Raw genomic sequence first — 5,733 nt, forward strand, 5'->3', positions numbered from 1 at the left:
AATACAGTGAGTTCTTTTCTTCTTCCGTGAATTCTAGGTTAATCATGTTTTTAATGAGTGCTTTGCTTCTAATTATGACTCTTAAACTATATTATTGTCCTTGAGTAAAAAATGCAAGTTGTAGCCGTGCAAAGTATAGTCTATCCAGTTTTGTAAAATCCTACCAACATAGTTAAAAAAAATCAAGTAGGTGCATCTCACATTTGCAGAAATACCGACAATCAGCAATTATCAGTGACGCTTAAATTATTACAGATGCGTCAGCGGCTGCCTGTAAGCATCCCACCGAAAAACTAATGCGCGGGGGGTTTGGGGGCGGCGCCACGCCCCCAACGGGGGGTTTGGGGGGTAGAACCCCCCAAAAGCTTGGATTGAGTAATAAAATCAAAAGTAAAGCCCAATTTTAAAAGAGAGTTTCCCCGTAAAAATCCCCACTTGCTAGATTGACAAAATTGTATCGGTAGAATCGCTGAATAGCTGATAGCTGGTAGCTGCGGATTTATAACTTACGTTCGTAACTTAACAAGGTATTTTTTAATAACATTGCCACCGTCATCGGACCGACACCCCCGGGGACAGGAGTAAGATAACTAGCCACTTCTAAAACCCCCGCATAGTCCACATCTCCCACCAAACGGTCAGCGACACGATTAATCCCCACATCCACCACCACCGCATCAGGTTTTACCATATCCGGGGTGATTAAATTCGCTTTACCGACCGCAGGTACTAAAATATCGGCACTTCTGGTTATTTCTGCCAGATTTTCCGTGCGCGAGTGAGCAATAGTTACCGTAGCGTTTTCCTCCAATAACATTAAAGCTAAAGGTTTCCCCACTAGAATACTGCGACCCACCACCACCGCGTGCTTACCGGCTATGGGAATATTATATTCTTTCAGCAGTGCCATGACCCCCGCAGGAGTACAACTGCGGATACAGTCATCACCCCGCACTAAACCGCCTAAATTGAGAGGATGTAAACCATCAGCATCTTTTTTCGGGTCAATTTGGTAGAGAAGGGAAACCGCGTCTAAATGCTTAGGTAAGGGTAATTGAATTAAAATCCCGTCCACCCGCTCATCTTGATTGAGACGGACAATTTCCGCTAAAATTTCTAGTTCACTTGTATCGGTAGGAAAATGACGACCAAAAGAGGCCATGCCGATTTTAGTACAAGCTTTCTCCTTATTGCGTACATAAACGGCACTAGCAGGATTATCCCCCACCATCAACACCGCTAACCCCGGAGGTCTTCCCATTGAAGATTTTAGCGTCTGGATGCGCTCTCCTAGACCAAGCTGGATTTTTTGAGCTAAGGCTTTCCCGTCGAGAATTTGGCAAGTAGTTACGGACATTCTATGATAATACCGAGAACAAAAATCTTTCGGATCTATTCTATGGTCAAAAAGATTGGCTAATCGCACTCGTTAAGGTTAAAGCAAGAATGTCTATCCAGACTCGTGTAGGGCGCATCAGCAGTTTATTATTATTGCTAGGGTTATTCGGTTGTAGTACCCTTGCTGACCTCGGTATTGCCGTTCCCTACATCGGTGATCCTCCCCTAACAGCGATCGAGCAATTACAGGAAAAACCAAAAGGCGCTTTAGTTTATCTTAGGGGAACTGTCAGCAATTATGCCCCTTTTTTAGCGGGAGGAGCCTATCTTTTGCAGGATGGGTCCGGTAAGATTTGGATTCGCACCAATAGCAATAAATTACCCCGTCAAGGCGAAGAAATCGTCATTAAGGGCAAAATTGACTTTGAAGCTATTCCCCAAGGTTCCCAAACCGTTAACGAGGTGTATGTGGTGGAATTAGAACAGATGGATGCAGTAGCTGTTAATTCGGTTCCCACTCCTTCCCCGTCCCCAGAAATTAAACCTTCCCCCACCTCAGAAGTTAAACCCCCAGAAAATAATTCTCCCCCAGTCTCAACTAAACCCCTGGAAAATCCCCGACAGGTGACAATTCCCACCGCAACCGCAACAAAACCCCCAGAAACTCCCGTCGTTACCCCCGTTAAACCCAATCCCCCCGCAGTGATTAAACCCGTCCCAGATCCCCTCGATGCTTTCTTTTTACCCCATAAACAAAACGAGAAATAGTAATCAGTAATCAGTAATCAGTAGCGGGGTAAACAGATGGAGAGTAAAGTTTATGACAAAGCTTATAAATTTGCCATTAGGATTGTTAAAGGCTATAAATATTTGTGTGAAACTAAACAAGAATATATTTTGTCAAAACAGCTATTAAGGAGTGGCACTTCAATCGGGGCTAACATTGCCGAGGCTAATGGAGCTATTTCTCAAGCTGATTTTCGAGCTAAAATGTCAATAGCTTATAAAGAATGTCTAGAAACAAAGTATTGGCTGTCTCTATTGAAAGACACGAATTACATAGAGGAAAGAGCCTTTCAAAGTATTAATGATGACGCGGAGGAAATTGGGAAAATGCTTTGGGCTATTCTAAAAACCTGCCAAGAAAATACCAAAAACCGATAACCGATAACCGATAACCGATAACCGATAACCGATAACCGATAACCGATAACCGATAACTGATAACTGATAACTGATAACTGATAACTGATAACTGATAACTGATAACTGATAACTGATGATATTTGTTGCTTTGGCGATTTTAGAACAGGACGGTCGCTTTTTAATGCAGTTGCGCGACGACATCCCGACGATTCTCTATCCGGGGGTGTGGGGTTTATTTGGTGGTCACTTGGAAGCGGGTGAAAGTCCAGAAATAGGGTTAAAACGAGAGTTAAAAGAAGAAATTAACTACGAAGCCCCTAGTTTACGCTATTTTCGCTCTTACAACGATGATAATCTCTCTCGTTATCTTTATCATGTACCCCTGACCGTGGAATTAGAAAAATTAGTGCAAACGGAAGGGCAAGATTTAGCATTATTACCTCCGGCTGCCATCCTTCAAGGGGAATACTATTCGCAGAAGATTAATCAGACTCGTCCTTTAGGAAAAATTCATCGTCAGATATTGCTCGATTTTATAGAACTAGAATTATAGTGGATATTAGAGCCAGACAAGGAACTCCCTTATCTATACGAAAGTCGTAGTTAACACTGCTCCTCACCTCCCTCGAAGGCAAAATGCTCCCGCTTTTTGAATGGCTTTATTGAAACGTCAATCTTATTTTGGCTTTGTCTTTATGAACCAGTCGCGTCCCTCGTTCGTTTCCGTGCAGAAACTCCTATCTGGAGGTGCGATCGCTACCCTAGCAGTTAGTTCCCTGATGGTCCTCACCCCCGCAGCCAAAGGGGAAAAACCCTTAGAAGATAACCCGAAAGCAGTCATCGACCAAGTTTGGCAAATTGTTAATAATGAATTTGTAGATCGTGGTTTTCATCAAATTGACTGGCAAAAAAAACGTCAAGAATTGTTAAGCAGAAATTATACTAATCCCCAACAAGCTTACACAGCAATCCGCGAAGCTTTAAAGGAATTGGGTGATACTTATACCCGTTTTTTAACTCCTAGGGAATTTTCTGTCCTCACCAGTCAAACTTCCGGAGAATTATCGGGAATTGGGGTACGTTTAGCTCTCGATAAACGCACTAGCGATCTGGTTGTTGTCGATACGGTGAAAAAATCCCCCGCCAAGGAAGCGGGAGTGAAAAGCGGCGATCGCCTGATCAGAATTAATGGCAAACCCACCGCTTTAATGACCCTAGAACAGGCAATGGAGGCACTACAGGGAGAAGTGGGTACTAGCGTTAGTTTACAGCTTGCCCGTCCCAATCAAGGGGTATTTGAAGTGACTTTGACCCGGGTAGATATCGAAATCCCCTCCGTTAGCTATACCCTTAAACAGGAAGGTGGGGTGAAAGTTGGTTATATCAAACTGGATGAATTTAGTTCCCACGCAGCCGAACAAATGAAACAGGCGATCGAGGAATTAAGTCAACAACAGATATCCGGCTATGTTCTCGATCTACGGGGCAACCCCGGCGGGTTACTATTTGCTAGTGTCGATATCGCTCGTATGTGGATGAAACAGGGCAAAATCGTTAGCACCATCGATCGACGGGGCGGAGATCGTCAATTTATCGCCAATAACACCGCTATTACCGATTTACCCCTAGTAGTCTTGGTTAATAAAGGTTCAGCGAGTGCCAGCGAAATCCTCGCTGGAGCGCTAAAAGAAAATGGCCGGGCGACTTTAGTAGGTACATCGACCTATGGCAAGAGTACCGTCCAATCGGTACACACCCTCTCCGACGGTTCTGGTTTAGCGGTGACAATTGCCCGTTATTATCCCCCCAACGGCGAAAATATCTACAAAAAAGGCATTAAACCCGATGTGCAGATCGAGTTAACCCGGGAACAACAGCTGCGCTTCCGCGATGATCCTTCTTTGCTGGGAACTAAGGATGATCCCCAGTACCAACAGGCGATCTCACTCCTACAATCCCATAGTGTCAAACGTCCTGGCACTGGCAATCTCAATAACCCTTTGAGTAGTCGGGCCGAATAATTGTCCTCAATAATGTCTAAGTAGGTGGGTGGAATTAAATATAAGATGAACGTAGGTTGGGTTGAAGCATGAAACCCAACGCCCGCATAGTTTACACTACCGCTAACCCATCCTACAAATAATTGTGCCTCCCTACTTAGGGTTTGCGGCAAAAAGTACGGGCGAAGCATTCGGATAGAAAATCTCCGGTTTCACCGATAGGTTATTGCCCGAATGCTTCGCCCCTACAGGACGCGGGCCGATGAAGACGCAGGGTGTTGAAGCACGATTCTCTCAAAATCTTGCACCTGTTTCACGAGAAAAGCCACAAAACCCTTACCTTGCCTACATTTCACATTTATTCAGCAAGCCCTACTTAATCCCAACCTTGGCGAGATTTTACAATTCCCGACGACCTTCTAAAGCTCTCGCTAAAGTTACTTCATCAGCGTATTCCAGATCGCCGCCCATGGGCAACCCGAAAGCGATACGGGTAACTTTAGTGAAGGGTTTCAGTAAACCCCCGATATACAAAGTCGTGGTTTCCCCTTCGACACTGGGACTGATAGCTAAGATAACTTCCTGAATTTTTTTCTGGCTGACTCTGGTGACTAAAGACTGTATATTTAATTGATCCGGTCCAATTCCATCCATAGGTGAGATAACACCGCCCAAAACGTGATATTTGCCCGAATATTCCCTAGTTTTCTCCAAAGCAATCACATCTCTGGAATCAGCTACCACACAGATAGTCCCCGTTTCCCGGTTAGGATTGCGGCAAATTTCACAAATCGGTTCGGCCGAAAGATGAAAACAAACCTGACATAATCCTACTTGTTTTTTCGCTGCTACGATCGCCTGGGCCAATTCGATCGCATCCTGTTCCGGTCGTTTGAGAATATACAAGGCCAGACGTTGGGCGCTTTTGGGTCCCACCCCGGGTAATTTTTGTAACTGCTCGATCAAACGAGCTAAAGGCGGTGTATAAATAGCAGTTAATCCTCTTATCAGTTATCAGTTATCAGTTATCAGTGGGTAAGTTATCAGTTATCAGTGGGTAAGTTAGGCTCTTCGGTTTGTGTTATGCAATGGACGGGGGTTATAAGGTATGGAACCCTTATAGAGAAAGGCATTTAGCGATTTTTGTCAATTGTTTTTGCTCTAGAGCGAACTAATCAATTAAGTCTCTTGCCAGATAAGGATTTAGTCGATTTATGCCCCCCTATCGAACCATAACAAGTAACGAAGA

General features: G+C 44.3%; 7 protein-coding genes. 4 read left to right on the forward strand and 3 right to left on the reverse strand.

The window, feature by feature from the left end:
• Positions 1-499 precede the first annotated feature (499 nt).
• Complete coding sequence (gene folD, locus IM509_RS20860) at positions 500-1,357, reverse strand: bifunctional methylenetetrahydrofolate dehydrogenase/methenyltetrahydrofolate cyclohydrolase FolD (RefSeq protein WP_185237110.1); 858 nt, start codon at positions 1,355-1,357, stop codon at positions 500-502.
• 89 nt (positions 1,358-1,446) lie between these two features.
• Between folD and IM509_RS20865 the strand changes: the two genes are divergently transcribed.
• Both IM509_RS20865 and IM509_RS20870 read left to right on the forward strand, forming a co-directional pair.
• Entirely contained in the window at positions 1,447-2,106 is a 660-nt protein-coding gene (locus IM509_RS20865; RefSeq protein WP_052278072.1) for a single stranded DNA-binding domain-containing protein, read from the forward strand.
• A gap of 36 nt (positions 2,107-2,142) precedes the next feature.
• Positions 2,143-2,502 carry a four helix bundle protein gene (locus tag IM509_RS20870; RefSeq protein ID WP_052278071.1) on the forward strand — a complete coding sequence of 120 codons (360 nt, stop codon included), beginning with the start codon at positions 2,143-2,145 and terminating at the stop codon, positions 2,500-2,502.
• Here the strand turns inward: IM509_RS20870 and IM509_RS20875 are convergent.
• Positions 2,467-2,685, reverse strand: coding sequence for a hypothetical protein (locus tag IM509_RS20875; protein WP_287717341.1), 219 nt, complete (start codon positions 2,683-2,685; stop codon positions 2,467-2,469). The genes IM509_RS20870 and IM509_RS20875 overlap by 36 nt on opposite strands.
• Between IM509_RS20875 and IM509_RS20880 the strand changes: the two genes are divergently transcribed.
• Together IM509_RS20880 and ctpB are read left to right on the forward strand one after the other, a co-directional pair.
• Positions 2,618-3,037 (forward strand): NUDIX hydrolase, encoded by a 420-nt coding sequence (locus IM509_RS20880; RefSeq protein ID WP_052278070.1) that lies wholly within the window; start codon positions 2,618-2,620, stop codon positions 3,035-3,037. The two genes, IM509_RS20875 and IM509_RS20880, sit on opposite strands and share 68 nt — an antisense overlap.
• Positions 3,038-3,179: 142 nt before the next feature.
• Positions 3,180-4,505 carry a carboxyl-terminal processing protease CtpB gene (gene ctpB / locus IM509_RS20885; protein WP_072926925.1) on the forward strand — a complete coding sequence of 442 codons (1,326 nt, stop codon included), beginning with the start codon at positions 3,180-3,182 and terminating at the stop codon, positions 4,503-4,505.
• Positions 4,506-4,883: 378 nt separating this feature from the next.
• Here the strand turns inward: ctpB and recR are convergent, their stop codons facing one another.
• Positions 4,884-5,474 (reverse strand): recombination mediator RecR, encoded by a 591-nt coding sequence (gene recR, locus IM509_RS20890; RefSeq protein ID WP_043999193.1) that lies wholly within the window; start codon positions 5,472-5,474, stop codon positions 4,884-4,886.
• Positions 5,475-5,733: the final 259 nt, after the last annotated feature.

The sequence above is a fragment of the Microcystis sp. M31BS1 genome, assembly GCF_020245285.1.
Classification (GTDB): domain Bacteria; phylum Cyanobacteriota; class Cyanobacteriia; order Cyanobacteriales; family Microcystaceae; genus Microcystis; species Microcystis panniformis.